At 43.5% G+C, this 26,619-nt stretch carries 22 protein-coding genes; 8 read left to right on the top strand and 14 right to left on the bottom strand.

Annotated features, from left to right (window positions below):
• Positions 1-226 precede the first annotated feature (226 nt).
• The 3 genes from A3712_RS27795 to A3712_RS12715 all read left to right on the top strand — a co-directional run bounded on the left by A3712_RS27795 (position 227) and on the right by A3712_RS12715 (position 2,684).
• Entirely contained in the window at positions 227-370 is a 144-nt protein-coding gene (locus tag A3712_RS27795; RefSeq protein WP_197465823.1) for a hypothetical protein, read from the top strand.
• 342 nt (positions 371-712) lie between these two features.
• On the top strand, positions 713-1,765 hold the full coding sequence (locus tag A3712_RS12720; protein WP_063523745.1) for an aldo/keto reductase: 1,053 nt from the start codon (positions 713-715) through the stop codon (positions 1,763-1,765).
• Positions 1,766-1,949: 184 nt separating this feature from the next.
• Complete coding sequence (locus tag A3712_RS12715; RefSeq protein WP_063523744.1) at positions 1,950-2,684, top strand: TrmH family RNA methyltransferase; 735 nt, start codon at positions 1,950-1,952, stop codon at positions 2,682-2,684.
• 93 nt (positions 2,685-2,777) lie between these two features.
• On the opposite strand, the gene fdxA is transcribed toward A3712_RS12715, so the two are convergent.
• Positions 2,778-3,101 carry a ferredoxin FdxA gene (gene fdxA, locus A3712_RS12710; protein ID WP_004737806.1) on the bottom strand — a complete coding sequence of 108 codons (324 nt, stop codon included), beginning with the start codon at positions 3,099-3,101 and terminating at the stop codon, positions 2,778-2,780.
• 256 nt (positions 3,102-3,357) lie between these two features.
• Here fdxA and A3712_RS12705 point away from each other — a divergent pair, with 256 nt between their 5' ends.
• Complete coding sequence (locus A3712_RS12705) at positions 3,358-4,992, top strand: NAD(P)/FAD-dependent oxidoreductase (RefSeq protein ID WP_063523743.1); 1,635 nt, start codon at positions 3,358-3,360, stop codon at positions 4,990-4,992.
• Between the two features lie 761 nt (positions 4,993-5,753).
• On the opposite strand, the gene A3712_RS12695 is transcribed toward A3712_RS12705, so the two are convergent.
• The 3 genes from A3712_RS12695 to A3712_RS12685 form a co-directional block, all read right to left on the bottom strand.
• Positions 5,754-7,874, bottom strand: coding sequence for a hypothetical protein (locus A3712_RS12695; RefSeq protein ID WP_063523741.1), 2,121 nt, complete (start codon positions 7,872-7,874; stop codon positions 5,754-5,756).
• Positions 7,874-9,451 (bottom strand): hypothetical protein, encoded by a 1,578-nt coding sequence (locus A3712_RS12690; protein WP_063523740.1) that lies wholly within the window; start codon positions 9,449-9,451, stop codon positions 7,874-7,876. Before A3712_RS12690 ends, A3712_RS12695 begins: the two co-directional genes overlap by 1 nt.
• A 554-nt stretch (positions 9,452-10,005) precedes the next feature.
• The gene (locus A3712_RS12685; protein ID WP_063523739.1) at positions 10,006-11,112 is read right to left on the bottom strand and encodes a DSD1 family PLP-dependent enzyme; all 1,107 of its coding nucleotides are present in this window, start codon (positions 11,110-11,112) and stop codon (positions 10,006-10,008) included.
• A gap of 348 nt (positions 11,113-11,460) precedes the next feature.
• Here A3712_RS12685 and A3712_RS12680 point away from each other — a divergent pair, with 348 nt between their 5' ends.
• The 3 genes from A3712_RS12680 to A3712_RS12670 all read left to right on the top strand — a co-directional run bounded on the left by A3712_RS12680 (position 11,461) and on the right by A3712_RS12670 (position 13,873).
• Positions 11,461-12,666, top strand: coding sequence for a DEAD/DEAH box helicase (locus A3712_RS12680; RefSeq protein WP_063523738.1), 1,206 nt, complete (start codon positions 11,461-11,463; stop codon positions 12,664-12,666).
• A 108-nt stretch (positions 12,667-12,774) separates the two neighbouring features.
• Complete coding sequence (locus A3712_RS12675) at positions 12,775-13,179, top strand: PPC domain-containing DNA-binding protein (protein WP_063523737.1); 405 nt, start codon at positions 12,775-12,777, stop codon at positions 13,177-13,179.
• 70 nt (positions 13,180-13,249) lie between these two features.
• Positions 13,250-13,873 carry a 3'-5' exonuclease gene (locus tag A3712_RS12670; protein ID WP_063523736.1) on the top strand — a complete coding sequence of 208 codons (624 nt, stop codon included), beginning with the start codon at positions 13,250-13,252 and terminating at the stop codon, positions 13,871-13,873.
• 87 nt (positions 13,874-13,960) lie between these two features.
• Here A3712_RS12670 and A3712_RS12665 read toward each other — a convergent pair whose 3' ends face one another.
• The gene (locus A3712_RS12665; protein ID WP_063523735.1) at positions 13,961-14,797 is read right to left on the bottom strand and encodes a DUF6279 family lipoprotein; all 837 of its coding nucleotides are present in this window, start codon (positions 14,795-14,797) and stop codon (positions 13,961-13,963) included.
• Between the two features lie 277 nt (positions 14,798-15,074).
• On the opposite strand from A3712_RS12665, the gene A3712_RS12660 reads away from it, so the two are divergent.
• Positions 15,075-15,248: a hypothetical protein gene (locus tag A3712_RS12660; RefSeq protein ID WP_004737794.1), complete on the top strand. Its 174-nt coding sequence runs from the start codon at positions 15,075-15,077 to the stop codon at positions 15,246-15,248.
• A gap of 105 nt (positions 15,249-15,353) precedes the next feature.
• On the opposite strand, the gene dbpA is transcribed toward A3712_RS12660, so the two are convergent.
• From dbpA to A3712_RS12615, 9 genes are all read right to left on the bottom strand, one after another.
• Positions 15,354-16,733 (bottom strand): ATP-dependent RNA helicase DbpA, encoded by a 1,380-nt coding sequence (gene dbpA, locus A3712_RS12655; protein WP_063523734.1) that lies wholly within the window; start codon positions 16,731-16,733, stop codon positions 15,354-15,356.
• Between the two features lie 148 nt (positions 16,734-16,881).
• Entirely contained in the window at positions 16,882-17,790 is a 909-nt protein-coding gene (locus A3712_RS12650) for an aldo/keto reductase (protein WP_063523733.1), read from the bottom strand.
• 217 nt (positions 17,791-18,007) lie between these two features.
• On the bottom strand, positions 18,008-18,574 hold the full coding sequence (locus A3712_RS12645) for a hypothetical protein (protein ID WP_063523732.1): 567 nt from the start codon (positions 18,572-18,574) through the stop codon (positions 18,008-18,010).
• 209 nt (positions 18,575-18,783) lie between these two features.
• On the bottom strand, positions 18,784-19,728 hold the full coding sequence (locus A3712_RS12640) for a PstS family phosphate ABC transporter substrate-binding protein (protein ID WP_063523731.1): 945 nt from the start codon (positions 19,726-19,728) through the stop codon (positions 18,784-18,786).
• On the bottom strand, positions 19,728-20,366 hold the full coding sequence (locus A3712_RS12635; RefSeq protein WP_063523730.1) for an OmpA family protein: 639 nt from the start codon (positions 20,364-20,366) through the stop codon (positions 19,728-19,730). The genes A3712_RS12640 and A3712_RS12635 overlap by 1 nt, the downstream gene beginning before the upstream one ends.
• Positions 20,366-21,679 carry a TolC family outer membrane protein gene (locus A3712_RS12630; protein ID WP_063523729.1) on the bottom strand — a complete coding sequence of 438 codons (1,314 nt, stop codon included), beginning with the start codon at positions 21,677-21,679 and terminating at the stop codon, positions 20,366-20,368. Before A3712_RS12630 ends, A3712_RS12635 begins: the two co-directional genes overlap by 1 nt.
• A gap of 33 nt (positions 21,680-21,712) precedes the next feature.
• Positions 21,713-23,038 carry an HlyD family type I secretion periplasmic adaptor subunit gene (locus tag A3712_RS12625; RefSeq protein ID WP_063523728.1) on the bottom strand — a complete coding sequence of 442 codons (1,326 nt, stop codon included), beginning with the start codon at positions 23,036-23,038 and terminating at the stop codon, positions 21,713-21,715.
• Positions 23,031-25,190, bottom strand: a complete 2,160-nt coding sequence (locus A3712_RS12620) for a type I secretion system permease/ATPase (RefSeq protein ID WP_063523727.1) — start codon at positions 25,188-25,190, stop codon at positions 23,031-23,033. Before A3712_RS12620 ends, A3712_RS12625 begins: the two co-directional genes overlap by 8 nt.
• 34 nt (positions 25,191-25,224) lie before the next feature.
• The coding region (locus tag A3712_RS12615) for a type I secretion C-terminal target domain-containing protein (RefSeq protein WP_157618755.1) at positions 25,225-26,619 on the bottom strand (1,395 nt) is incomplete at its 5' end.

Here is a 26,619-nt window from a genome sequence, read left to right as displayed (position 1 = left end):
TGACTATCTATGTATTTGCTCTAAATCATTATTGTGCGAAATTTGATGGGCTTCCTATACTGAATCTAGAGGGTTGCGTCATTTCAGTATTGCGTTCGGATGATGAGCGATCGCTTTGTACACATTCTACGCCCTCCGCTCTCAGCCTAAAAAAAGTACAGTGTGGATGATGATCACAATTTATCTCCGATGCAGAATCTGCCATACATTAGACGGAGATATAGCTATGACGATTAATAAATATTTCATTTTCTCTCCTCAAGCCTCTGAGGAACAAATTCAACCAGTATTAACTGAAAAAGAAGTTCAAAGGCAGGAAGCTATAAAGCAGGCGCAAACCCAAGGTGGATTTGATACCGGCGCAGCCTAGTAGATCACGTATATCTAACACCATCCCCTCTTATAAATGAGCTCTATTCACTATCCGGTAGAGCTTGTTTATTTTCATTACTTCTCCCCTCGATTTGTTTTTAATTCCATTGACACTACCAATCATTGACATGTGTTTCTCGCTCCAAAGCTTTTGTTACTTTTCACACATTACGCAGGCTGACCCAAGGCGATGAGAAATGACTCATTAAAGTGCCTTAACCGATACCTTGTCTTGTCATTTTGTGCTAATAATTCATATTCGTTTTCATCCATCACTCGCCCTTTTTTCAAAACTATAATGCGAGTACCAGAGAACCCAACAACAGGAATCCTGAATTCAATGGAATATTCAAAACTAGGAAGTAGTCAAATTCCCGTTTCCCGAATTTGTCTTGGGAGCATGACTTGGGGGCTGCAAAATACTCAACAGCAAGCCGACCAACAAATTGAATACGCACTAAGCCAAAGCATTAACTTTATTGATACTGCAGAGATGTACGCAGTACCACCTTCTCCAGAAACCTATGGTAAAACCGAAGCGATTATCGGTAACTGGTTGTCACGCAACCCACAGCGTCGCCAAGAGTTAATCATTGCCAGTAAAATTGCGGGTCCTGGATTGCCTTGGGTTCGAAACGGTGGCCCTATCACTGGTGAAGCGGTGATCGCCGCAGTTGATGCCTCGTTGAGGCGCTTGCAAACGGATTATATCGATCTGTACCAACTTCACTGGCCAAATCGAACAACACCGCACTTCGGTAAGCACTTCCCTAACCAGATTCGTTTTAGCGACATCGACAGGCAACAACATGAAGCTGAAATGTTGGAGATCTTACAAGCTCTTGCAAGCTGTATTAAAGCAGGCAAAATCCGCCACGTTGGTCTATCCGATGACAGCACTTGGGGCATTAATACTTACCTTAAGTTAGCCGAGAAGCATGAATTGCCGCGCATGGTCTCTATCCAAAACGAATTCAGCTTGCTGCACACGAAAGACTGGCCATATTTGATCGAAAATTGCGTGCATGAAGACGTCGCTTACTTACCATGGTCACCTTTGGCGGCCGGTATGCTTAGTGGCAAATACATTGATGGCGCAAGGCCGGAAGGTAGCCGTTGGACTTACATGCAGCGCAAAGGTATTTTCCGTGATACTGAATTGGCTAATGAAGCAGTTAAAGGCTACGTAGAAGTGGCAAACGCACATGGATTCACGCCGAGTCAGCTCGCCTTAGCATGGTGTAACCAAGTGGATGGGGTTACCTCAACCATTATTGGTGCAACCACTATGGAACAGCTTAAAGAGAACGTAGCAGCGTTCAGCAAGCCGCTTTCTGAAGAAATTCTAACCGATATCAACACCGTTTTTCAGCGCTACCCTGTGCCGTATTAGGTGGTAGGTTAAGCTTATCCGGTTCTGTTGAGCTTATGTTGCTTCTATAAGAGTGCACTATTTAGTGCGCTTTTGTTTTTTAAGTGGGTCGCTTTTGCTTTTATATGGATTGCATTGGCTTATCGCACTTTTGGTTCTCTAACCTTTGCTCTATAATGCGCTGGCTTATATCTAGGATAAAAACATGATTTCAAAAAACCAATTAAAACTCCTGCGTGCTTTGGGCCAAAAGAAACAACGTAAAGCCCACGGCCTGTTTTTAGTTCAAGGTGAAAAGAACGTTCTTGAGCTGTTCAATAGCGACTTAGTCGTAAAGAACGTCTTTGCTACTGATGATTTCTTATCTGAAAATCACGCAGCACTGATTGGGTTTGATTGTGTTGAAGCTTCGCTAGACGATCTAACCAAAGCGAGCACTTTGGTAAGCAACAATGCCGCAATTGCTGTGGTTGAGATTCCAAAGGTTGAATTACCAGAAGCGACAGGTTTGATGATCGCGCTTGATGGCGTATCTGACCCGGGCAACCTAGGTACGATCATTCGTGTAGCAGACTGGTATGGCATTAAACATATCGTTGCGAGCAGCGATTGTGCTGATCCATACAACCCCAAAACCATCAGCGCGACCATGGGCAGCTTTGACCGAGTACACGTGAGCCAAACGGATTTACCAGCTTACCTAGAGCAAGCAAACCTACCTGTTTACGGGGCGTTCTTAGAAGGCGAAAGTGTTCATAAGACTGACTTTACTGCGAACGGTATTTTGCTGATGGGCAGCGAGTCTCACGGCATCCGTGAACACGCAGCTAAGTTCGTGACAGACAAGATTACCATTCCAGCATTCGGTGGCGCTGAATCTCTGAACGTAGCAATGGCTACAGGTATCATTCTTGACAACATGCGTCGTCAACATAATTAGAGCTCACCGCTCACTGACTAACAGGCAGTGTGCAGATATTAAAAAAGGCGTATTGATTCAATCAATACGCCTTTTTATTTGAGCTTTTAAGAATTACTTCTCTAGCATTGCCAACTTATCAGGCACGCCATTCCATTTTTCTGCATCATCCATTGCTGGTTTTACTTCTGTCTGCACAGGCCAAATCTCAGCAAGTTCTGCGTTCACTTCAATGAAGATCTTTTGATCTTCAGGCAGTTCGTCTTCTTGGAAGATCGCTTGAGCATCACATTCAGGTACACATAAACCACAATCGATACATTCGATAGGGTTAATTACCATGAAGTTTGGGCCTTCATGGAACGCATCTGCGGGACACACTGCCACACAGTCTGTGTATTTACATTGAATACAATTATCGCCTACGACAAATGCCATGATGCTCTGCTCTATAAGTTAGTCAAAATTGAAGAATGGGGATAATACTCATCCCAAAGCAAAATTCAACATCATACGACTCTAATATCATGTCTATTTGCTCCATGTTTCCAAATTAGTATGACAGATAAATCAAATTCTCGTAAAATGCGCGCCATTGTGAGCTTATCGCTTCTTCCCAACATCAGTGTTACACCAAACTCTGTATTCACTAGAAGCGGTCTAGCTAAGACACCTATAAGTACGAGACATCGAAATGATACGTTTAACCGAAATTAAACTTCCACTAGACCACGAAGAGTCTGCCATTGAAGAAGCGATTGAAGCGAAGCTTGGCATCAACTCAGATCAGGTTATCTCTTTTAATATCTTTAAACGTGGCTACGATGCTCGTAAGAAATCAAAGATCCTGCTTATCTACACGCTGGATGTTTTCGTTGAAAACGAAGCTGAGTTATTAGAAACCTTCATAAGCGATCCACACGTCAAAGTGACTCCAGACATGGAGTATAAGTTCGTAGCCAAAGCGTTGGAAAACCAAACTGAGCGCCCTGTTGTTATCGGCTTTGGCCCTTGTGGTCTATTCGCTGGTCTAGTGCTTGCTCAAATGGGTTTCAACCCAATCATCGTTGAACGTGGTAAAGAAGTTCGCGAGCGTACTAAAGATACCTTTGGTTTCTGGCGTAAGCGGACTTTGAACACAGAATCAAACGTACAGTATGGTGAAGGTGGCGCAGGTACATTCTCTGACGGTAAGCTCTACAGCCAAGTTAAAGATCCAAAACACTACGGCCGTAAAGTGATCGAAGAGTTCGTTGCAGCTGGCGCACCAGAAGAGATCCTATACGTAAGTAAGCCGCACATCGGTACCTTCAAACTGGTTACCATGATCGAAAAAATGCGTGCTTCTATCATCGAGCTGGGCGGCGAAATCCGCTTCAGCACTCGTGTAGATGACCTTCATATGGAAGATGGCCAAATCACTGGTCTAACACTTTCTAACGGTGAAGAGATCAAATCTCGCCACGTTGTACTAGCTGTTGGTCACAGTGCTCGTGACACATTTGAAATGCTGCATGACCGTGGTGTTTACATGGAAGCGAAGCCTTTCTCTGTCGGTTTCCGTATCGAACACAAACAGTCAATGATTGACGAAGCTCGTTTTGGTAAGAACGCAGGCAACCCAATTCTAGGTGCTGCTGACTACAAGCTGGTTCACCACTGTAAGAATGGCCGCACTGTATACAGCTTCTGTATGTGCCCTGGTGGTACTGTGGTTGCTGCAACCTCTGAAGAAGGCCGAGTTGTAACCAACGGTATGAGCCAGTACTCTCGTGCAGAACGTAACGCAAACAGCGCAATCGTTGTTGGTATCGACCCAGAACGCGATTACCCAGGTGACGCTCTAGCAGGTATCCGTTTACAACGTGAACTAGAAAGTGGCGCATTTGTACTCGGTGGTAAGAATTACGATGCCCCAGCACAAAAAATAGGCGATTTCCTGAAAGATCGCGATCCAAGTGCTCTAGGTGATGTACAACCATCATTCACACCGGGTATCCACCTAACTGACATTTCAAAAGCGCTGCCTGACTTTGCAATCGAAGCGATTCGTGAAGCAATCCCTGCGTTCGAGAAGAAGATCAAAGGCTTCTCTACCCCAGATGGCCTACTGACAGGTGTTGAGACTCGCACGTCTTCTCCGGTATGTATCAAGCGTGGCAAAGACTTCCAAAGTATCAACCTGAAGGGCTTCTACCCTGCTGGTGAAGGCGCGGGTTACGCGGGTGGTATCCTGTCTGCTGGTATCGACGGTATTAAGGTTGCAGAAGCACTTGCGTTGTCTATGGCAGAGCAGAATCAAGCTGAGAAGATAGAGCTTATTAAATAACTCTCCTGATGAAAGTCTAACTACAAGGCTTATGCCTAAACACGTTATACATTGTTAGCTTCCAGAGCTTATTTGCAGTGTCAAACCGCGCACACCATGGTCAATGGTATGTGCGGTTTATGTCTCTCTACGAACCCTCTTTACTCGAGGGAACTGCACTCCAGATTTCGTTTTCATGCGATTGTTTGTCAGAAAAGCCAGCTCTGCTATGATGGTAATGCTTAAGTTTGCCCAATTTGGAAAAGTATTGCTGTCAACTGTACTGCAGTGTGTTGAATTGTTCATTTAGAGTATAAACAGCTAAACCACTCTTTTATCAGTGGTTCACTTCCTCCTTTAATTAATATAAAGCCTAAATCCTCACTGTCTAAAATAATAGCAAAACCTACCCTGCCTTCTTTTATTGCTGATAAAGCTTCGTCATCATTACACTCTAGAATTTCCACTCTGAGATTGTGAAAAAACCGACAAGTGGCATTAGTGTACCTAAGAAGGGGGGATGATTGGATGTTGATGCACCAAATAAAGCAACTCTCACTAATAGTCGTCGCAGCCATTATGCTTTCGATAAGTAGCTATGAGGGTATTTAGATTAAGTAACGAATAGCTACATTCTAAATACCCTCGTCATAATCTAGACTTTGTCCCTAATACCGTTATAAAACATCACTAAAGGCACAAAAGCAAAAGGGATTAAGTTTTCAATAACAATACCGACCTCTCACGGTCGGTATTTATACGTTGTCAGTACTGGGTAAACGCTACAGGCGGTTCGATACCTCTACCAAAGACTCTATCTCTGTAATCTGAGACCATATATCCATGAGAATCATCTGCTCAAATGGACGCCAACGAATTTCCGGCAATGCTAACACATGACTAAGCTGTTCATTAATCTCTATCCAATACTGGTCTCCAAGATAGACATTCTCGGGCACCGATTGGGTTAGATAGTAATGATGCGATTGTCCCTGATATAATGTCCAATTTGTAGTACTGGTTCTCCCATCAGAGAATGGTAATGCTTGAGCCCAGGGCTGACGAGAGTAGTACATGTATGTTTTGTCTAAAAAAGCACTAAACAACACACCTTGAGGCTGAGAAGGCCAAATGGCTTGCTGCCACTGCAAAGGTAGGAAGTTGAGTGATTGATGTTGACGCTGTTCATATTGAAATCGAAATATAAAATCGCCAAGTTTCGTCCAAGCGGTTTGGATATCTTCTTTAAACATCCTATTTCTTATCAATTGAAACAAAAACGGTTTAGCCTGTTCCGCTGATAAGTGACTTGGGATCTTCTCGAAAATCTCAAACAACTCTGGCATGTCTTTTTTAATCACTTCCAACGAAGGGTTACCTTTATAGGGCAAAGCTGACAGACTTACATCTTCTCTATTTTGCCACTGTTGCCAAAGATTTATATAAGGCTCATCAAGCTCAACGTTTGTCCATCCACGCATAACACGCTCGTTGATGTAACTGCTCAAATCGATGTTGTCCAAGGGCTCAGACAGCTTTTGTAAAAGTGGATCAGAGTCTTCATCAAAAAAGACTTCTCTGCCTTGATAAACTTGGCAAGAGTACACTCCGCAGATCAGCTCTCCTTCCCCAACAAGAAATCGCCCTGTTCGCTGCTCCTCTTCGGTAGCACGTCGCTGTATAATCGACAAAGAAAAGTTATCAATCGCAATTCGCCGCGCACGTTGATACAAATACAGTCGATAACTTCGAATACTTCCGCTGTTTAAAGTGTCACGCACTAGAGTGTCAATACTATTGCGCTGAATTTCGAATATCTTTTCTCGCCATTCAATAATATGGCTCACTGCATTCTCTATAATATTTTGTTTATAAGCGAGGATATCGCCACGGACTTTGTCGATATGTGGATATTTTCCGATACCATAAAGTTGCCCGACATTTCCCATTAACATTCGATAGCTACATTCCCTCAAATTGTTAATAGCTCCACTAGATACAACACCCAAATTATTAAGTTCCTCCCGAACCTCTAACTTTGGGTTGATACAAGCTTGCTCACCAAATTTCTGAATCACGTGCGGTGGACGGTTATACAAATCCAACATTGTGCTGGCGTATTCGATATCAATTGCAGAAAACATTTTATTGATGACCTCCTGCAACTCTAATACTTTTGCACTATACGTTGCGTCGTAGTGAAGTAATTGAATAGAAGCAAGTCTTTTAGTCAACTCGATAATATGCTGCTTTAATTGTTCATGTTGATGCTCAATGGATTCTGCAGACGCGGTGTTTAGCCTTTGGAGCACGGTTTCTTGTCCATAGCTGTAGTGCCCATTTTTCAGCCATTGATTAAGCCGTTTTTCTGGGTTGTCCAATGTAGACAGGTAATCATAGTACCCAATAGCAAAACCGACAAAAGGGATAGGCTCAGCAGTAACACTCAGTCGGTGTAATTCGCTTGCAGAGTCATCCCACATTGTTCTCGTTAAATCTTCAACCCAAGGTGCGAAAAAAACAATATCTAACACGCTTGAAAAAGCCCTACCTCCATTTTTAGCTAGTTGCCAAAGAGCTTGGCGCTCAGACACACGCTCCAGTTGGGCAATTCTTTTTGCACTGTTGGGCTGACTATTTTTACTATCTATTACATCTGTAACTCCAGCCCAATGTTCAGCAAACATACCTTCGTCGCTTATAGGAAGCACTAGACTTGGAATTTTATCCAATGCTGCAATTTCTTTAACATCAGTCAGTTCACTCTCAAATTCATAGTCCAACCGAGCCAGCCACTCGTGCTCTTCTTCAAGAGTTTCAGCTCCAAGATTACAAGTTTCCAATGCATTGGCATTCAAGCTTACGCAAAGACCAATGAACAATATTAAATTTTTGATCTTCATTATAGGCTCCAACACTTCTTTGACTTAGGTAATCTAGAGTTTGCCACTAGCGTTACATTGTCTTTTTCTGCGAGCTTAGACCAGCGCAAACGATTCGCGTATATCACACTTGGATTGGGTTGATCTGATCTCACGATCCGATTGACTAATAGTTTTTGAGAGCTACCTGCAATATTTTCGGACATCGTCAACGCGGAAATATCGTCATTGGTCGAAATCAGGACCACTTGTTCCGATTGAGTTAACAAATCTCTGCCCTCATTACTAATTTCATCTGCGTTTATTTGAATGACAGAAGATGGGGTATTGCCTTTTTTAATACTATCCGCGGCCTTTTCAATCGTTGCTACTGTTAGGCGCTTTTCAACCTCTGTTAACGATGAAAAATTATCACCTTCGAGAAGAATAACTTTTCGATCCGCCTTGATGGCTAATTCAAGGGCGGTACGCAACACTTTATCGAGTTTTGGGAAGCCATTTTTTCGTTCAATTAAGCTTGTGCTTATTAGTAAAAGAGATTGAGGGTTACTATGGAGTGCCTCACTTACTTTTGTCGTACTGAGTGATGTTGAGCTCAATACTCCAGAGGTAGTTTGTTTTACGCTTTTTAACGTTATATCGGTCGGAGTTGATGAGTAATCAATCATAGAACCCGGCCAATACATGTCACGAGCTTCATTTCCAAACTCTTTAGATAAATGGTATTCGGATACTGGCACTTCAGATTTCAAACGTTGAATATTAGTTTTAACGCGAGCGTAATCAGCCTTAGATACCGATTTATTCTTTAATGCTTCTTCCCAAACATTCATCACGCTTTCTCTTCTTTCGATAGACGATTGACGTGAAGTAGTGAGTGTTTTTAACTTTGTACTCCCTTTTTGGTAGGAGAGTCCTGTCGCCTCTATCTCACGTTTCATTAAGCTAAATTCAACCACCTCTCCCTCTGTAAACTCTTCTCCATTATGAGTTGTACCAGCGACAGGTGCACGATGACGAATTCGTTGCGTACCCGTTGGTAAGCCGCCAGTTAAATAGTCACGAGCATGTATAAGTTCATGCCCGAGTGCTATAGAAGGTTCAATAATAGTTGAGTCACCTGGGATTAAAACGGCATTATCGATGTCAAAATAGATTACTGCAGGAACACCAAGCCCATTTGATTGATAATTCACAAATTCAGGGGAGGCGATTAGAGGTTCTGTGACAAACTGCTTTCCGCCCCTAGGGGGCCTTATTACAACGTGAATCTTTTCTATAGTACCATCAACTAGACCTTCGGTATGGAACGCTACAGCACGTTCTTTGTTTGGCAGCGCAATCGGGGCATAGTGAGAGGTTTGGTTGATAATGGCTCTCCCCGTGCGAGTCTGCTTCAAGTTTTCAAATAAAGTAGCAATTCCGAGAACGAACTCCTCCGAATGTGCTTGTACATATATTCCACTTTCTACCTTAAATAAATAACCGTCTTTACTCTCTATATCAATAATGTTTTCCCCATCGGGGGGACCAAAATAAACTGATGAATGAGCGAAGGTTGATAAGAAAAGTGTGGTAATTGCTATTAGTAATTTCATAATTCTCCATAAAGCTATAAAAACATTTAAACCTCTTTATTCACTCTCCAACACTTATTAATACTTGTTATTAATGTGCATCAAAATTTATAACTAGCCAAAAAGCCTGATCATATAAACCCTATAAAAAAGAGGGCTATAATACAAGGCTAATTTCCCATAAATTTTAAACACTTCATGCTAAATCACTACAACGTATAAGATTGGCAAGATAAGATAGTAAATATAGGAGGATTATGTAGATAAAGGAGGGTTGCCAACATGCTCAAAAGCACGAAAAATAAAACACTAACAGTTAAATAAAATTATGTCACCAACTATTAATCCATAAAAAAAAGAAGGTGATAGTAGTATCAGTTTAAGGAGTAATTATGTTGTAGGTAAGTAGCAAAAATTTCGTTTCATATTAATACTTATTTATAACTTTTTCTGAAAATCAAATTAAACCATTTCATAAAAATAGCAGTAAGTACTAAGTAAAATAATAGAGTTTTCATTATACAAACTGCTTTTTAGGTTGCTGTTCAGACGTTCCAAACGATTATTAAGACATGTTAATCTGAGCGCCCACGCCCTTTTATTGTCCACTGGAAGACCACTTTTCCATCTTGTACGGCATACAAAGTATCGAAATTATTCAATGTCGTATCACAGTGGCTTGGCAACAGAATAACTTGCTGTCCAAGTTCAAAAATCTCGCAACCTTCTTCATGATGAAGGATACCGTGTTCATCCCCGCCAGTTTGATACCTTACTCCTTCACGACCTTCAACAATAGGCATGCCAAGATCAATAGAAAGACATTTCATCCCTGCATCAATCACGGTACGCGAAGGCGCTGGCTGACTAATCACGGTGCTTAGCACTTTGAGGGCAGGAGAAAATTGCTGATTCTTGGTTGCATTGGTTTCGTCTCCAATTGCAAGATAAGCCGCATCCATAAAAAGATACGAACCGGCTTGGATTTCACTATACCCCAATCCTTGATAGGCAGTGTATGTCCCAGTTCCTCCTCCGCTAATTATCTGAGGAGCCATACCTTTAGGCTCTAAAGTAGATCTAATGAAATCAAACAAAGGCACCACAACAGATCTCGCCTGCTCATTTCGCGAACAGTACCCCTTAACATGTTGTAAGTGTCCGCTATAAGCTTGGACTCCGGCATAGCTAACGCCATCCGTAATTTGAATCGCTTGGATAAGCTCCACTAAATCGTCACCAACCTGAACACCACATCGCTGCTGACCGCATTCAACCTCTATCATCAGCTCAATACAAATATTTGCCGCTGATGCGGCTTTGGCGATTTCTACAACATGATAATGATCGTCAATCACCTGAATAAAACGGGCGTCAGGATGACCTTGATGTAGAGTGATTAAACGCTGAATCTTCTTTTGCCCCGCAATAGGCGTGGTTATGAGAATATCCTTTATACCACCTTGTGCCATCACTTCCGCTTCGCCTAATTTGGCCACACAAATACCCTGCGCTCCCGCGTCTATTTGCATTTGTGCAACAGCAGGAATTTTGTGTGCTTTGGTATGAGGACGAAGAACTAATCCTAAATCGTTAATGCGTTCCTGCATCAACTGAATATTAATACTCATTGCGTTAAGATCCACGATCAATGAAGGAGTATCTAAATGACTGATATCCATAAAAGTATCCTAGCTAAAATAATAGTTTCTTATGACTGTAATATGCCCGGATTATAAGGTATGAATCACTTTGAGCAAGGCTATTTCTAGACAAATGAATAACATAACTTTTACTTGTGAACTAACAATAGGCTTTGGTTTAACACATATGCTCAGTGAAGATAATGTAAAGTGACCGAGAGAATTCCACTGTTGATTAGTTACCATTTACTTAACACTGATAGAGCTAAAAGCGTTTGATACTAGCGATACACAAGCAACATGGTAGAATGCCGCCATTAATCTTATCCTTGTATAAGATTGTTGAACCTTTCCATCGCTATTTAGCCAAATCATACCGAGAAACTTATGCCATTTTCCAAGCTTGGATTAAGCTCACCTATTGTTAAAGCCGTTGCAAAACAAGGCTACGAAAAGCCAACCTCTATTCAAGAAAAAGCAATTCCAATTGTACTTTCTGGTAAGAACCTTATTGCGGCAGCACAAACAGGTACAGGTAAAACTGCGGGCTTTGTTCTCCCTATCTTAGAAATGCTAAGTAAAGGTGAAACGCAACGTAAGAAACGCATCCGTGCTGTGATCCTTACACCAACGCGTGAGTTGGCGGTTCAGGTTGAGCAAAACATCAAGAAGTACGCGAAGTTTTTAAACCTAACGTCGTTAGCTATGTACGGTGGTGTCTCTTACCAGCATCAAAAAGATCGTTTGATTGAAGGTGTTGATATTCTAGTAGCGACGCCAGGACGTTTGATCGACATGTATGGTCAACGTGCGGTTCACTTTGATGAAGTTGAAGTATTAGTACTGGATGAAGCAGACCGCATGCTAGACATGGGCTTCATCGAAGACATCAACAAGATCATTGCTCGCTTACCGCAAGATGTACAAAACCTGCTGTTCTCAGCAACGCTTTCAACACCGGTTCGTGCACTAGCAAAGAGCGCGATCAATGATGCTGAAGAGATTTCTATTGCTAAAACAGACGCATCAAAAGCGAACATTGAACAATGGCTAGTAACAGTAGATAAAGATCGTAAGTCTGCACTACTGAGCCACATGATTACTGAGGGTAACTGGGACCAAGCACTTATCTTCATCGAAACCAAGCATGGAGCAGCTAAGCTCGTATCTCAACTTGAAAAGCGTGGCATTCATGCTGAAGCGTTCCACAGTGGACGTAGCCAAGCTATTCGAGAAAAGATCCTGGCCGACTTCAAGAAAGGTAACCTCAAGTTCCTAGTGGCAACAGGCGTTGCTGCACGCGGTATTGATATCGATAACCTACCACGCGTTGTTAACTACGATATGCCTTTCCCAGCAGACGACTACGTTCACCGTATTGGTCGTACAGGCCGTGCTGATGCAACAGGTGAAGCGATCTCTTTCTTATCAAAAGACAACTTCAAGAACCTATGCATTATTGAAAAGCGCCTTGGTCACTTGATTGAACGCCGCGTGGTTGAGGGTTTTGAACCACGTAAAGAAGTGCCTATTTCGGTGTTGAACTTTGTGCCTAAGAAGAAAAGAGAACAGCAAGAAAAAGAAGGCAAGTAATTAGCCAAGCTTGATTTCAAGCCAAAGCAGATTGCCAAATTATGACAAAACGAAGCCAATTAAAGCTTCGTTTTGTTCTTTAAACCAGTGAGAGTTAGAGGGAAACCAATGATCACCCCAATTGCAACACGATTAACCCGAGGCCAAGACCTAAAGCTTGAACTACAAAAACTAGTGACCAAACATAAGGTCGCTGCGGGCTCTATTGCATCTTGTGTGGGCTGTGTTTCTCAGATCAATATTCGCTTAGCAAACGCAAACTACACAAAGTTAATTCAAGCGCCGTTCGAAATCGTGTCGGTTATGGCAACACTAACGCCCAACCACCAGCATGTTCACATTTCGGTAGCTGATCAGAATGGCGACGTGATTGGTGGTCATTTACTTGAAGGAACCATTATCGCAACCACCGCTGAATTGATTCTTCATCGTTACGATACCTTGACCTTCAGCAGAGAGCATGACGATTCGACAGGTTATACTGAGCTCACTATCAGTGAAAACCCACAATAAGCTGGCTATACCGAAGGCAATACCAACGCTTACATAAAGCGATACAGATAAACAGTTATTAGGGAACATAATGGCTACAGACTCCGCAGACTCCGTTATCGTTCTCGATTTCGAAACCACTGGCTTGTCCCCGAATATGGGCGATCGGGCGATAGAAATTGGTGCCGTGAAACTCGTTAACGGCGAAGTAGTAGACACCTTTCAAAAACTAATGAACCCAGGTTTTCGCGTGAGCGGGTTCATTGAAGGCTATACCGGAATCACTAATCGTATGTTAAGCACTGCTGCAAGCTGTGGAGAAGTGATGGATGAATTTTCTGACTTCATTCAAGACAGTCCATTGGTCGCTCATAATGCCTCGTTTGATAAGCGGTTTCTTGATGCAGAGTTAGGTAATATTGGTCGTGATTACAATGGGCAATTTGCATGCTCAATGCTGATAGCTCGTCGCCTTATCCAAGACGCACCGACTCATAAGTTAGGTGATCTTGTGCGTTTCAAGAGTATCGACAACGATGGCACTTTCCACAGAGCGTTAGCCGATTCAGAGATGACAGCAAGGCTATGGTTATTAATGATTGATGAGCTGCAGAGTGACCATGGTATACGACAGCCTAGCTTCCAGTTGATGCAGAAAATATCCAAGACAGCCAAAGGCGCTATCCCAAAGCTCCTATTGAGCAGCCGAGGCTAATAGCGTTCACAATAAATAGTTTAGTTAGAAGGCCGCTTTATGTTTCTAGAGCGGCCTTTTCTTCTATTAGAAAGGCTGATTTACGCCCTACTCTTGCAAGGTAATCAATGTTGACTCAAGGCTCTCTAATTCATTCATGAAATAAGACCATTGCTTATCACTACTTACCGCTGCGATATTCACTAAGAACTTGGTGGATGTCTGCATATTCTTGTTGAGTTGAGATTCCAAACCGTCTGGGTAATAAGACTCATTGTCCAAAAGTAACTTCATGATAATCGACTGAGAGATATGCAAGTCACTCTTCTTTCCCATAAGTAGAGTGAGATCTTGATAAATATTATTTTGATACTCTCGCCAGTTATCATTGGTATTTATCCACTCTTGAGACCAAGTCGCAATAATCTGTTTTTGTTCTTTTGATACCGATCCTAACCATCGCTCTAAACGCTCTTCTATTCGCTCGCGATATCGTTCTCTAGAATCATCATCATTCAAAGATAATCTCTCTTCGTAAAACTCTTGCTGCTTTTTTCTAAAGTTGCTTAAGAACTCTCTATCCTGCTTAGGGTTAAGCTGCATACTTAACGCGTAAATGTCAGGAGAGAATTTATTAATGATGGTTCGAATGTGACTCTTTATTTGTTCACTTTGCTCAACAATAAAAGCGGAGTTCAACTCTGAACGACGCATATTTTGCAGCATTTGTAGCTGTTCAATGTAAAGCGGCAGCTGAGTTTCTTTGTGCCATGCTTGAAGAGAGTCTAAACGAGCCTCTAACTCAGACTCTTGGCTATTGGATAGAGAAACAAAGTCTTCTATGTAACTCACCGCAAACCAACTGATGTTGTTATAAGCGAATTTAGTTCCACACCCAACAAATAGGAAACAGACCAATAGAAGTAACCAACGGCATTTTCTCATTACACCCTCTCACAGCCTATTACTAATCAGTAAACCCAAACGACAAGATAGATTTACTCTTGATCTTATAACATTAGCTATAAAAGCAAGTTCTCGTAAAACTTTCAGATAAATTGAGACTTAGCCTTGCCAAATAAGCCATTTCGGCAAATGATTAAAATAAAACCTATTGTTAGCAGTGATATTATTCGGCTTTTTTGCTTATTTGAAATGCAAGTTGGAAATAGCTGCACACTTTAAATGAGTATCGAATGAACAGTATTTGTGAGGGAAGCTTATGGCCGCAATTCCTGAAAATACCAGCGCGTTAGAATACGAGCTTTGCTATTTTGACGATGGGAAAGTAACTACCATGACCATAATAGCGAGCAACCGACAGGAAGCGATGACTTGGTATCTTAACGAAGGGAAACATCTGAACGACCTTTATTCGATAAGGCCCGATGAATAGAGAGCAGATTAATCGTTATATAGAATGGGTAAATAGACCAACCCATTAAGAGACACCCTTTACTGCACCGCGCTTAACGTGACAGTAAAGGGCTAGAATCTCGAATTACTTCAGAATTCGGGCGCGGAACTGACGGCCCTTCATTTTGCCTGATTCGATCTTATTCAATGCTTTCTTAGCAACAGAACGCTCTACCGCTACGTAAGCACGCATTGCGAATAAGTTAATCTTACCTACCGACTTGCCTTCGATACCACCTTGACCAGTCAATGCGCCAAGAATATCACCAGCACGAAGCTTGGCTTTCTTACCACCATCAATTTGGATCGTCACCATGTTTGAGTAGTATGGTTTTGCGATTGGTTTCGCTGGTAGTTCAGATGGCTCGATTGGCATGTCCATGTACTCATCAATTTGAGCCACACGGTACATCTCTTTTTCGCTAAAGAAGCTGATCGCCACGCCTTTGCTACCTGCACGACCTGTACGACCAATGCGGTGTACGTGAACTTCTGGGTCACGAGATAACTCGAAGTTGAATACTGCATCTAGGTTATCAACGTCTAGACCACGAGCCGCAACGTCTGTCGCAACTAGAATCGAGATAGTTTTGTTTGAGAACTGAACCAAAGCTTGATCACGTTCGCGCTGCTCCATATCACCATGCAGTTCGATAACGCTAAAGCCGCGGTGGCTAAGTTCGTCAGTTACGTTCTGTACTTCTTTCTTAGTGTTACAGAACACAACCGCAGATTCTGGTTGGTGATGAAGTAACAGCAACTCTAGAGCGTCATCACGAGCTTCAGAACCTTCTAACTTGTAGAAGTGTTGTTGGATGCTTGAGTGATCGTGCGTTGATTCAACCTTCACCATTTCAGGGTTACGCATGATGCGGTCTGCAACAGATTTGATCTGTTTAGGGAAAGTCGCACTGAATAGCAGAGTTTGACGTTCTTTTGGTGCTGTATCGATAACTGCATCCAACGCGTCTTGGAAGCCCATCTCTAGCATGCGGTCCGCTTCATCTAACACAAGCGTGTTCAGCTCAGACAAGTCAATGCGGCCTTTCTCTAGGTGATCAAGAATACGACCAGGTGTACCTACAAGAATGTGCGCGCCATGCTCTAGTGAGCCAATTTGCGGCCCCATTGGCATACCGCCACAAAGTGTCAGCACTTTAATATTGTGAATGCCACGAGCAAGCGTACGAATCTCTTTTGCTACTTGGTCTGCCAATTCACGAGTCGGACATAACACTAAAGACTGAACACGGAAACGCTTAACGCGCAGGTTTTGTAGCACACCTAAACCAAAAGCAGCTGTTTTGCCTGAACCCGTTTTACCCTGACCGATAACGTCCTTGCCATTTAGGATCGTAGGAAGACTTAACGCTTGGATCGGCGTCATTTCAGTATAACCAAGAGAATCCAACGTATGCAGAAGCTCAGGTTTAAGGGCGATTGAAGAGAATTTTGAAGTGCTCAATGGAAATATCCAACTGGTGAAAAACAGAGTGCATTATGAGTGTTTTTGAAAATTATTCCACCTTAATCACAGTTTTGAAGAAATAGGTTAGGCGAACACAAAAAAGCCAGCTTTGTTAGCTGGCTTTTGCTTCTTTACGGATTGCTTTCTATGGCACACCATGGCCTTTAGAAGCCACCCACACGCGATACCATTGTTCGCGAGTCAGTTCGATTTTCAGTGCATCGACAGCTGTCTTAACGCGTTCAATCTTACCAGAGCCAATGATAGCAATTGGATTCGACGGTAAACGACGTACCCAAGCGTAGATCACCTGGTCAATACTATCAGCATCCACTTCTTGACAAATCGCTTCTAGTTCTTCACGAACACGAATTGCTTGTGCAGAATCACCACTGAAAATACTACCACCACCTAAACAAGACCATGCCATAGGACGAACACGGTTCATCTGTAGTTGATCCAAAGTACCATCGTGTACAACGTCGAAATTCAATGGGTTGATTTCAACTTGGTTAGTCACTAACGGTTTGCCTAATCGAGATTGCAATAATTCGAATTGACGTGGTGAAAAGTTAGATACACCAAAGTGCTTAACCTTACCGACTTTGTGCAGCTCTGCGAAGGCTTCTGCTACTTCGTCTGCATCCATTAAGGCATCGGGACGGTGAATCAGCAACACATCAATATCGTGAACGCTTAGGCGCTCCAATGAGTTATTTACTGATTTGTAGATATGCTGTGCGCTAGTGTCATAGTGATTGATCTTACGCTCAGGAGTTTGGTCGCCACACAAGTTTATATCACACTTGGTGACAATTTGAATCTCGTCTCGAAGGCTAGGCTCCAGCGCAAGTGCTTCACCAAACAACTTTTCACATTGGTAGTTACCATAGATATCCGCGTGATCAACCGTTGTAATACCAAGGTCTATGTGTTGCTTAAGGAAAGTTAGACGTTGTTGAGGGGTCATACCCCACTCTTCCGTACGCCAGTATCCTTGCACCAACTCAGAAAATTCTGGGCCTTGTGGCGCTATCGTTACTTTTGCAACCATGGGTTGTCTCCTTTATCAATACTGAGCGTATCCTATGCTCGTTTTACCGACGTCTCAACGTTTAACAAATGGCAAAGGTAAACGCTTGCTAAAACTGTGAGAGCAACAGAAAAACGAACACTCAAATCAATAATAGCTTGCCGTCTGGCTCTCAGGCGTTCTACGAAAAAGGTGGTTTACTCAAATGAAAAATAACACTTTCTATAAATTTGAGTGATTAAAAGCGATTAAGTTCCACGGTCAAATTGTCTCCGTCACTAGTGAGAACGATCCAAGGAGAGTCAACATTCGGGACATTCCATCGGCTTATTTGCTCTGAAGAGTCGTGCGATCCATTCATAAACTCTATTAACTGCTTGTCCACTATGTCAGCACTTACTCCCTCCCTTTCCGCGTGTTCAAGTTGGGTCACAACATCGAACTCATCTTCCCCAATACGAATTGAGCTGAGCGCAAAGCCGTCTTGGCGCAGGTATGCTTGAAGTTTGGTATGACTTAATTTGGAATATGGCAGTGTGAAACGAACAGCTTCGACACTTGATGCTCTTAAGTCCAACTCTACATACACATCAAGATCGTAGTACTGCGTTAGGTCACTACACAGCTGAATGCCTTCGACTTCGCCACAATCCATTAAATCGATGTCGTTAATATAGTGTTGGGAACTAGGCTGAGCGTGGCTCGTGTTAAACACGGTTCGCAGCCACCAGCTTTCACTCGCTTGAACGGAGAAAGAGAGGATATTGAAAGCTAATAGTACGATTAGGGCACAAAGACGTTTCATTAATGTTGCTTATTCAAATCACTAGACGTGACTCATTATACGTAACCAATCAACCTACAACCTGTACAGCCACAAATTTTAGGCGAAAAAAACGGGCATACATGCCCGCTAGGTAAATTCATCGCCGAATAACGTAATCCGTCACGTTGAGAACCATTACGAAAGTAAGGATATCACTCTGCCAGCAATGTTGGAGATTGCCATACCAATTACTTATATCCACCTTCAATTGCAGGTTCTTCAAGCGACAATCTCACTTTGTTACGTTGAATCGCTTCTGGCGGTAAGCTGATGAAGCCGTACTGGTTTAGGACTTCTTGATGGTCTTCAGAAAGCGTTAGGCCGATAAAGAATTTCTCTTGTTCAGTAAACCCTTTACGGTGGGCTGGGATGTTCAAATACATGTAATACACAGTCGCTAATGGGTAACGCCCAGAGAGGATTGTCTCTTTGTTAAGGTCATAATTAACCCCTAAGTTATCGACAACGCTCAGCCATTTCACATCAGAGATTTGATCCGAGTATACGGTGTAACCAATCGCCGCCTCTTCGTCTTCAATCTTGTTTATAAGATGTGGTAAGTCCGATAGGAACTGAGTATGTGCATATTCTCCATCCGCTCCACACTCAACCCAACTGGAAAAGGTAGTATGCCCTTTCAGGTTATGGTTAATGGCGAAAGGCAGCATATGGGTGTCTAGGCTTTCGCCGTTACGAGCATCACTAGTTGGCGACCATTTAGGGTGCTTAGGATCATTTGAGCATCCAAACACATCGATAAGTTCAGCGACTGTAATAGATGTGGCAGGGTTATCCTCATTGGCCAGAATTGCAATCACATCGGCGGTAAACAATAGCTCTGTCGGCCTGTAGCCGTAGCGCATATCAAACCTTGCCATCTCTTTGTCGGTCCACTTTTTCGCAGTAATACCCACACGTGAACGCTGCATGATCATTTGCTCTGGCACGCTGTCGCTTAACAAAAGCTCCAAGTCGATCTCTTGACTCTTAAGCAAGTCTTCAACCAAGGCTTCCATATTAGGCTCAATGGCGACTAAGCCGATCTCAGTAACGTCATTCGCCAATGTTACTGGTGAGATAAAGACCAGTATAGTGGTAAGTAATAAGCCAGATTTATTCGATAGACTCTTCATTACTGGCCTCCTTCCGGGTCAATCATTATCTTAGATCCAACGTCACTGTTACTGTCTAGCTGCATCTCTGAAGTAAAAATATTCCAAGATGGGTTCACTTCCATACTCTCGGTTTTTAACACAGCAATGGTTCTACGTTTACGCTTGTGAAGATGCTGAGTTAGGCTGGTTATCTGAGTAAATTCTTGCTCAAAGATACGCTTACTATCGATTCCGCGGTCGATCAGTGCGTCTCGGATTACGCCCGTTCTTTTCTTAGCCAATGCCTTGTTGTAAGTGTTGGTACCCTCTGAGCTAGTATCGCCCACCAAGGTTACTGAAGCATCCGGTTGCTCACCAAGCAAACGAACTAACTCATTCAACACCGCTGTATGCTCTGGTTTAAGGTCGTACTTATCGAAATCAAATGCTACGCTGAGTACTTCAACGTTCTCTACAATCGTCCAGTTCGCACACCCTTTAATATCAACAGTTACGCCTTCAGGTGTGTCCGCGCACAGGTCTCGCTGGTTAATGACACCATCACGGTCATTATCCGCTAAATCATCGATTTGGTGACGAGTCATGGTGATGTCTGGCGTTTCAGCACAGCCCATTAGCAAAATAGAACTAAGTAGTGCGAGTTTAATATGTTTCATTACTTGTTCTCCCCTTGCCACTCTTCAGGATGTTCAACCCTCAATGCGTAGGTCAACATGCCCATCGCGTTTAATACTCGGTATGCTGCCAATGTCTGATCGTATTCTGTGCTGATGAAGTTTCGTCGAGCTAAGAAAACCTCAACCTTGGCATCGAGAACATCCAGTAGGCTTCGTCTTCCAACATTAAATTGCTGGATATAACCTAGTTCGGCTATCTTGGCAGCATCCACGTTCTGTTGAAGCAATAACTTTTGCTGTTCAAGCATTTTGTAAGCGTTCCAAGCGAGTTGAGTCCCCTCTTTTACTTCGCGCTCAGTTCTGACTCGAATCGCTCTAGCCTCTTCTACACGCCACGCTGATGATTCGACACGTGAATCGGTAGAAAAGCCATTAAACAGATCGTAATCCATGGTCAGCATGATTCGCGCATCTTCGTCGACGCCACCAGGAGGGTTCGAGACGTTGTCGTTCTTATTCGCGTGAAGCTCTAATTTAACCTCTGGATAGTAATCGCCTTTCTCTCTACGCATCTCTTTACGAGCGGCATCGATATCAAGCAAAGAAGCTTTGATTTCAGGGTGATTCTCTACCGCCTGTTCAAGCGCTACTTCAGCAGAACTTGGTAACAGAGCGTAATCAAAACGTGGATACACCAAGTTCACCGCCGGCTTACCCACTAATCGTAGGTAATGGGTTTGCAAATCAAACAGGTTGTTCTGAGCCGCGATCAATGAAGATTGTGCCGTCGCGACACGAGCCGAGATCTGAGCTAAGTCTGAATTACTGCTTAAGCCTTTGCTCTTTTTATCTTGGATATCTTGATAGATCTCTTGGTGCTCTTTTACATTACGTTTAGACAGCTCCAGAAGCGTCTCAGCTTTCAAGATATCAAGGTAGTTTCGAACCACATCCAGTGACACATTTTCAGCACGAGAAATCAGCGTCAAACGCTCCGCTTCCGCTTCGTAAGTTAAACGGTCGACATTCGAGGTCGTTTTGAAACCATCGAACAGTAGCTGAGAGACTTTGACGCCAATTTCTGTTCGTGTTAGGCCTCGGTCGTCGGTATCAAGCTTACTGCCACTGTTATAGCGAGTCTCTTCATAACCCGCTGCTGCATATAAATTGACTTGTGGCATATACAAGCCACTCGCCGCATCTCCGTCTCGTATTACCGATTGGTATCTGGAGTACTGCGCCAATATCTCTGGACTATAGTCAATGGCAAATGCCACTGACTCTTCTAATGAGGCTGCTTGAGAAAGCCCGCTCATTAGTAAGCAAGAAGAGAGTAAGAATTTTGAATGCATTACACTTCCTTTTATATTTACGCTTGACGCACTTCATCGCTCGCGAAGTGAGTTTTCCTTAGCTCGTAAAATAGGTTTCAACCAATAACTCAATACTGTTTTTTCACCTGTTAAAATATCAACCGCCACTTGCATCCCTGGGATAATGCTAAAGGCAGAGTTTTGTTGCTGGTCTTCGTTTAATTGAATATGGGCTCGGTAATACGCGTTGCCGTCTTCAGTTTGCAAGGCATCGGCACTCACGTAAGTCACCTCACCTTTTAGCCCGCCATAAATCACAAAGTCGTAAGCCGAGAACTTGATCGTGGCGTCTAACCCCTTATGAACAAATGCAATGTCTTGCGGGGAGATCTTAGCTTCCACAATCAGCTGACTGTTGGATGGGATCAGCTCAATAATCGGCTCACCAGGGCGGACAACACCACCGATGGTGCGAACAAAGATCTCTTTCACCGTACCGTCGACAGGCGCTACAATTTCCGTTCGCTTCAGTTGGTCGGCGATTGCCTGTTGGCTTTCGTTTAGCTGCGCGATTTTGCTGGTTACTTCGTTAAGCTGACCTTGCACCTTGGTTCTAAAATCCAATGCGATGCTGCGGTGATCGGCAATAGATTCTGAGTACGCCGCCATCTGTTTCTGAGCTGCCACTCTTGAACTTGCAATATCACCTTTGAGCTTTACTACGTCGCGATTCAATTTTAATAATTCAACTTCAGCAACCGCACCGCTGGCCACCACATCTTTGAGCATGTTGCGCTCTCGAATCACGATATCTAAGCTGCTCTCAAGAGTCTGAATGTTATTAAGCGTATCAACACGAGCCTGAGCTTGTTGCTCAATACGCAGTGCCGCCTCTTCCAACTCCGACTTTAATTGCCCCAAACGCTCAAGATAGTTCGCTTTGGCATTCATTAATGCAGGGTGGCTTGATACATCAACAACAATGTCTTGTGGCACCAATACCACTCGCTCATACCACTCTTTAGCATCATTGTTTAACATCACGGTTGAGAGTTCAGCTCTCAACCGTAACTGCTGAGCCAGTAAGGTATCCGCTTGTTGAGCCGACTCTAAAAATGCTGCTTTAAAACGCGTGTCTTCTAATTTCGCCAGAGGCTGACCTTTCACCACAGATTGACCTTGTCGCACCATGATCTCTTGAACCAAGCCACCTTCTAAGCTCTGAATCGTTTGTACGGAAAGGCTAGGCACCACTTTGCCCTCGCCAATCACCACTTCTTCAAGAGTTGCCCACGTCGCCCAACCGATAATCGACACGATCAACAGTGCGCTTAACCAAATCAGCTTACGAGAACGAAACGCTAAGTGATTATTGGTCCATTGAATATCGTTACTGATGACGACCTCCTTTCACCACTGAAACCGTCTTAAAGCGGCTCGCCCCCTTAGGGACACTTTTCTTCTGTAGCGATAGAATATCTTTAGGCTCACCTTCAGCGACTATCTGACCTTTGTCCAACACAATCACACGGTCACACATCATCAAGAAGGAAGATTTGTGCGAGCTAATCAGCATAGACGTTTCTCTCGGCATACTTTGCAGTGCATTGAAGAACTGTATTTCAGCTTGGTTATCTAGCGCGCTGGTTGGTTCATCCATAATCAAAAGCTTTGGAGAGCGGTACAGTGCTCTTGCAATCGCGACAGCTTGACGTTGACCACCAGAGAGCAGTCGACCGCCTTCGCCCACTGGCGTTTCTAAGCCATTGCTTAAACGTCCCATATAGCCGTTCAAGCCCGATTGCTGTAGTACAAGTCTTAATTTTTCTTCGTCAACGTTGGTCGCCCCCAGGGTCACGTTGTCGTACACGCTACCAAAAATAAGGTTAGTGTTTTGCCCTACCCAACCCATACCACTTCGTAAGACACTGGTCGGCCAAAGCTGTCCATCAATTTCTTGATAGAACGCTTGCCCTGTCGTGGGTAGATACTGGCGAGCCACAATCGATAATAATGTGGTTTTTCCGGCACCTGCAGCACCAATCACACCAACTCGCTCACCGGGTTTGATCTCTAATGATATGTCCTTCAATACTGGGCTTTGCGTTTCTGGATAAGAGAATGTCACTTCATCAAGCCTCACCCCACCATCAAAGTCGCCCTTGTCTATCACTTGGTGTTTCGACTCTTCTTGAGGCAACTCCATAATCTGGTTCAAGCCTTCAACCGCCGAACGGGTTTGCTGAAATCTCAACATGAGAAGAGAAAGTTGATTGACCGAACTCGCGGCTCTGCCACTCAACATCACCACAGCTATCAAGCCACCCATGCTCAATAGGCCTTCAGAGATCTGATAAACACCGAAGATGATCAGCGTGATGGTGACAATCTGCTGACTGGATTGAATGGAATGCGTCACGATGTTGGAGTAATGACGAGACTGAGTCTGCCATTGAGATAGCGAAGAGATCGTCTGCTCCCAACGCTTTTGAGTAATGCCTTCCGCGTTGTTCTGCTTGATATCAGGAAGTGTTGTTAAACTATCGAACAACTGTGCTTGTCTTTGTGTCGAGAGACGTGCGGTTTCATCAAACGTTTTTTCTACTTTGCCCTTCATGGCAATACTGAGCACGATCAGCACCAGCATGATAGTAACCGGAATGAACATCATCGCACCGCCGAGCCAACCGATGAGCAAAAGGAACAGCAAAGTAAACGGTAAATCGACCAGCGTTACCAAAGAAATGGAAGTGAAGAAATCTTTTACGCTATCGAAGTCTTGAAGCTGCCTTGCGAATGCACCTACCGATTGCGGCCGGTTTTCGAGTTTCATACCGAGAACTTTTGAGAACAACTGAGAAGACAGCTTGTTGTCTATATAGCGCCCAGCCATATCAGTCACAGAGCTTCGTGAGCTTCTCAATACCCAATCAAAAATAACGACAATACCAACGCCTGCGGCCAGTACCCAAAGCGTGTTGAATGCTTGGTTTGGTACAACACGGTCATACACGTTCATGGTAAAGAGTGGAACGACTAGCGCCAATACGTTGATCAAGAACGAAGCGATAAACAAGTCTCGGTACCAAGGTTTCACTTCTTTAACTACTCGCCACAACCAGCGCGTGTTTGATTTACTGTCACTGCGTTCGTGCGATTGAACACGAGCATCATCAAGAGCTTGAGCGCCAACTTGCCAAACATAAGCTTCGACTTGTGCGACCAACTCTTTTAACGAGATAGTCTGGCTAGAATTAGATTCACAATCTAAAACCTCAAAGTCATCACCAGCGCCTTGGGTAACAACAACTGGGCATCCTGTCGCTGATTCCACAGCAACAACCGGAAACTGACATTGAGTCAGCAACTCTTTTTTTACATGACTCAGAGTCAAGCCTGATTTCTCAATCGCTCTTGGGAAAAGTGACTCATTAAGCCTTCCTTGGTCTAAAGGTAGGCCAGACACTATTTTGGACGGGTGGCTACGCACACTAAAATGCTCGCATAACCACTCCACACAACCTAGCCAGCTGTCTTTTTGTTCTACCAATCTAAAACTTCCTTTTATAGACTGTACATCTAACTTACAGCGTTAAATTATTGTCTTCTATCAGTTTTTGTAAAATTTGTGCTTCTAATGCACTGCTACTATCACCCTGATACAAATCATCATACGTAACATCGGCTAGTAAGATATTTTGTTGGACGTCATCGTCTCCATTGGCCTTGATAGAAATCGTTACGCCTTCCGTTGATTCTTCTAGATCGAGGTACAGTGTCGCAACAATGCCAGTCGCGATACCTAAGCCACCCAGGATACCTGACAAATCAATCGCATCCGTGTCTGGTGAGGCATCAAAATCTTGAACCACATCGAAGCTCGGCGCATCAGCGCTACCTAAACCTGAAGATTCAAATACAAAACTATCCGAGCCTGTACCACCAATTAGCAAATCATTGTCGTTTGTTGCGTTAATCGTAGAGTCACCTTCAGCTACAAATTCAACCGATACGGTTTGTGGGAGACCAACCGCTTGGTTATTACCGATTTCTGCTGATGGCTCAATCGTTAGATCAAATTGATCACCACTGTTATAGCCCCCTGTAATCGCTAGATTCGGCACATCCGCTAGTTCCACGACATACTGACCATCAACCATAGATCCATGCGAGAAAGTTAAACCTGCAGGAATATCGTAGATGGTAATAAAACCCTCCTCAGAATAGGCAGGGTTGACGAGAGAAAGGTCTAAACCAAGAGGAATCGTGCCACTCGCTTCAGCGACAATTGATGGGTATTCAAGGCTTAGCAACGGAGCATCGGGCTCTGGTGTAATCACCAATGTCATATCTTGTGAACTTGGTGCGCCAGTATCTGTGACCAAATTACCAAGCACCGTATTTTGGTCAACCGTTTGACCTGTGATCGTAATATCGAGGTTGCCCCAAGCATCGCCAGCAAAGAACTCAAGCTCATCAACAGAACTTGCTTTAACGAGGATCGAAGCTTGTATAATGCCGCCAACATTAGTGAAAGAGCTTGTTTCAGAACCAATGCGAATTCTATCAAGCCCAGTTAAACCCGAAGGGTCCGAAGTCCCATTCACCGTGACTGTAATTAATAAGAACTCATCACTGTTGGTCTCGAAACTATTCGCATCAAGTGGAATAACAATGCCTTCATCTTCAGTGCCTGTCATCTGTCCAGGTAAGTCGAAGAATTCCACCTTATCACCAATAGGGTTCACACCAACGGTAAAGTCAGATTCGGTATAGCGGATTTCAGTGGTGCCGATTTCTTGAGTGATTGCCTCAAGTACCAGATTCATATCACCACTGAAATCTCTTGGCGGCATAATCACTAAGTTATCCAACTGGCTTGGATCTAATTGCCACTCATAGGTAGGGTTTCCATTGAACGTGCCGCCATCTGCGCCATTGTTTGGAACAATGGCGCAGATGGCGGCACGTTCAATGGA

It is taken from the genome of Vibrio sp. HI00D65, assembly GCF_001635455.1.
Classification (GTDB): domain Bacteria; phylum Pseudomonadota; class Gammaproteobacteria; order Enterobacterales; family Vibrionaceae; genus Vibrio.
Note: the sequence above shows the minus strand (reverse complement) of the source record. Positions and strands in the feature narration are given on the sequence as shown.

Excerpts from the sequence above, each read along its gene's own strand:
- A3712_RS27795 (WP_197465823.1), top strand. The coding sequence starts at position 227 with ATGACGATTAATAAATATTTCATTTTCTCTCCTCAAGCCTCTGAGGAA.
- A3712_RS12720 (WP_063523745.1), top strand. The coding sequence starts at position 713 with ATGGAATATTCAAAACTAGGAAGTAGTCAAATTCCCGTTTCCCGAATT.
- A3712_RS12715 (WP_063523744.1), top strand. The coding sequence starts at position 1,950 with ATGATTTCAAAAAACCAATTAAAACTCCTGCGTGCTTTGGGCCAAAAG.
- fdxA (WP_004737806.1), bottom strand. The coding sequence starts at position 3,101 with ATGGCATTTGTCGTAGGCGATAATTGTATTCAATGTAAATACACAGAC.
- A3712_RS12705 (WP_063523743.1), top strand. The coding sequence starts at position 3,358 with ATGATACGTTTAACCGAAATTAAACTTCCACTAGACCACGAAGAGTCT.
- A3712_RS12695 (WP_063523741.1), bottom strand. The coding sequence starts at position 7,874 with ATGAAGATCAAAAATTTAATATTGTTCATTGGTCTTTGCGTAAGCTTG.
- A3712_RS12690 (WP_063523740.1), bottom strand. The coding sequence starts at position 9,451 with ATGAAATTACTAATAGCAATTACCACACTTTTCTTATCAACCTTCGCT.
- A3712_RS12685 (WP_063523739.1), bottom strand. The coding sequence starts at position 11,112 with ATGGATATCAGTCATTTAGATACTCCTTCATTGATCGTGGATCTTAAC.
- A3712_RS12680 (WP_063523738.1), top strand. The coding sequence starts at position 11,461 with ATGCCATTTTCCAAGCTTGGATTAAGCTCACCTATTGTTAAAGCCGTT.
- A3712_RS12675 (WP_063523737.1), top strand. The coding sequence starts at position 12,775 with ATGATCACCCCAATTGCAACACGATTAACCCGAGGCCAAGACCTAAAG.
- A3712_RS12670 (WP_063523736.1), top strand. The coding sequence starts at position 13,250 with ATGGCTACAGACTCCGCAGACTCCGTTATCGTTCTCGATTTCGAAACC.
- A3712_RS12665 (WP_063523735.1), bottom strand. The coding sequence starts at position 14,797 with ATGAGAAAATGCCGTTGGTTACTTCTATTGGTCTGTTTCCTATTTGTT.
- A3712_RS12660 (WP_004737794.1), top strand. The coding sequence starts at position 15,075 with ATGGCCGCAATTCCTGAAAATACCAGCGCGTTAGAATACGAGCTTTGC.
- A3712_RS12650 (WP_063523733.1), bottom strand. The coding sequence starts at position 17,790 with ATGGTTGCAAAAGTAACGATAGCGCCACAAGGCCCAGAATTTTCTGAG.
- A3712_RS12645 (WP_063523732.1), bottom strand. The coding sequence starts at position 18,574 with ATGAAACGTCTTTGTGCCCTAATCGTACTATTAGCTTTCAATATCCTC.
- A3712_RS12640 (WP_063523731.1), bottom strand. The coding sequence starts at position 19,728 with ATGAAGAGTCTATCGAATAAATCTGGCTTATTACTTACCACTATACTG.
- A3712_RS12635 (WP_063523730.1), bottom strand. The coding sequence starts at position 20,366 with ATGAAACATATTAAACTCGCACTACTTAGTTCTATTTTGCTAATGGGC.
- A3712_RS12630 (WP_063523729.1), bottom strand. The coding sequence starts at position 21,679 with ATGCATTCAAAATTCTTACTCTCTTCTTGCTTACTAATGAGCGGGCTT.